Origin of the sequence: Kitasatospora sp. NPDC093558, assembly GCF_040683475.1 — a bacterium.
Classification (GTDB): domain Bacteria; phylum Actinomycetota; class Actinomycetes; order Streptomycetales; family Streptomycetaceae; genus Kitasatospora.
This window is the reverse complement of the sequence record NZ_JBFBDY010001028.1, coordinates 1-1,688: the sequence shown is the minus strand read 5'-3', so window position 1 is coordinate 1,688 and position 1,688 is coordinate 1. Positions and strand designations below refer to the sequence as shown.

Annotated in this window: 2 protein-coding genes; one reads left to right on the top strand and one right to left on the bottom strand. The window is 74.2% G+C overall.

Annotated features, from left to right (window positions below; all coding sequences use genetic code 11):
* Positions 1 to 292: 292 nt before the first annotated feature.
* Entirely contained in the window at positions 293 to 1,243 is a 951-nt protein-coding gene (locus AB0O00_RS38130) for an alpha-L-glutamate ligase (protein ID WP_363659276.1), read from the bottom strand.
* A gap of 260 nt (positions 1,244 to 1,503) precedes the next feature.
* Here AB0O00_RS38130 and AB0O00_RS38125 point away from each other — a divergent pair.
* Positions 1,504 to 1,688: ATP-binding cassette domain-containing protein (locus tag AB0O00_RS38125; RefSeq protein ID WP_363659275.1), on the top strand; the 185-nt coding region annotated here is incomplete at its 3' end.

Genomic DNA, 1,688 nt, shown 5'->3' with positions numbered 1-1,688 from the left:
ACAACCCGGCGGTGACGGCGGCCTTCCACGAGGTGATGTCCCTGGTCGCGCCGCCGACCCTGCTCTTCCGCCCGGCGATCCTCGGCGCGATCCTGCGGAGCTGAGCCGTCGCGGGGGGCGTCCGACCTGCGGAGCCGAGCCGTCGCGGGCGCGTCCGGCCTCCGGAGCCGAGCCGTCGCGGGGGGCGTCCGACCTGCGGAGCCGAGCCGTCGCGGGGCTGGGTCAGCACTCCGGAGCCGAGCCGTCGCGGGGCTGGGTCAGTACTCCGGAGCCGAGCCGTCGCGGGGCCGGGTCAGTCCTCCAGGTGTGCCGCGACGTACGGGACGGCGACCTGGTCCACCCCGTTGTTCCGCCCGAACGCCGGGTGGACGTTGACCTCGAAGACCACGCCGCCGCTCTCGGCGGCGAGGTCGACGCCCGCGAACGGGAGGCCGAGGGACTTCGTCGCCGAGACCGCCAGGTCCGCGATGCCCGGCGGCAGTTCGTCGACCTCCAGGAGGGTGGAGACGGCGCCCCTGACCTCGTTGCACGGCGCGTCGGGATCGGACTGGACGTGCTCGGTCGCCCGGAGGACCCGGCCGCCGAGGACCACCACCCGGAACTGGTGGCGCTGCCCGTCGGCGGTGAAGTTCCGGGCGTCCTCGGCGATCAGCCAGTCCGCGCCGAGGTCCGCGTAGTACCGTGCGGCGGCGTCGAGTTGGGCGCGGGTGGTGACATGGAAGACGTCGTCGCCGCCCATGCCCACGCACGGCCGGGCCCAGACGTCGCCGCCGAGCCGCTCGAAGGCCGCTCCGGCGGCTTCCGGGCTCGGCCGGGAGAGCGCGATCGTCGGCATGTGCGGCACGCCGTCGCGGGTGAAGCACGCCACCGTGCGGTCCTTCTCGGTAGCCGCGCGCCAGGCCTCGGCGTCGGTGCCGAGCGAACGGACGCCGTACGCGCGCAGCCGTCGCTGGACGTCGGCGAAGGCGGGTCGCCGGTGCGGCGGGATCTCGTAGACGACCACGGTGTCCGTGGTCACGGCTCGCCCCTGCGCCTCCAGCCGCACGGCGCCGTCGCCCGCGGCATCGTCGGCCTCGATCCGGCCGGTGCCGCCGAGCCCGTCGGCGTCATCCGTCATGAAGCACCGCGCGTCGACCAGGACGGGTTCCCGGCCGGTCAGCCTCCGGACGGCGGTGGCCATCGCGTCCCGGGTGCCCTCGGTGGAGCTGTGATCGGTCAGAAGAACGAGGTCTCGTCGGCCCATGGCGCCATGGAAGCGGAGTGGGCGCGTGCACGACAAGGATGCCCCGTGCGCCATTCGCGTGGCGCCCTGGCCGAAACCGCACCCGGACCCTGACCTGAACGGAGCCAGCCCCGGCCCGCTGTCGCCCACTCGGAAATTCGGGTGCGGCCCCCCGGCGGCGCCGATACTCTCGGCCCCATGTCTACGCCCCGAATTTCCTAGCCGACGGACCCGCTTCCACGCCACCCGTGTGTCCGTCCGCTGTTTCGGAGCGTTATCCCATGATCACCACCCGTGGTGTCGACGTGCGCGTCGGCGCCCGCCTCCTCCTGTCCGACGTCAGCCTGCACATCGCCCCCGGCGACCGGATCGGTCTGGTCGGCCGCAACGGCGCCGGCAAGACGACCCTGCTCGCGACCCTCGCCGGTGAGCTCGCGCCCGCCGCCGGCACCGTGACCCGCACCGG

What these genes read in the sequence shown, in the direction of transcription:
- AB0O00_RS38130 (WP_363659276.1), bottom strand. Translation starts at nt 1,243, where the DNA reads ATGGGCCGACGAGACCTCGTTCTTCTGACCGATCACAGCTCCACCGAG.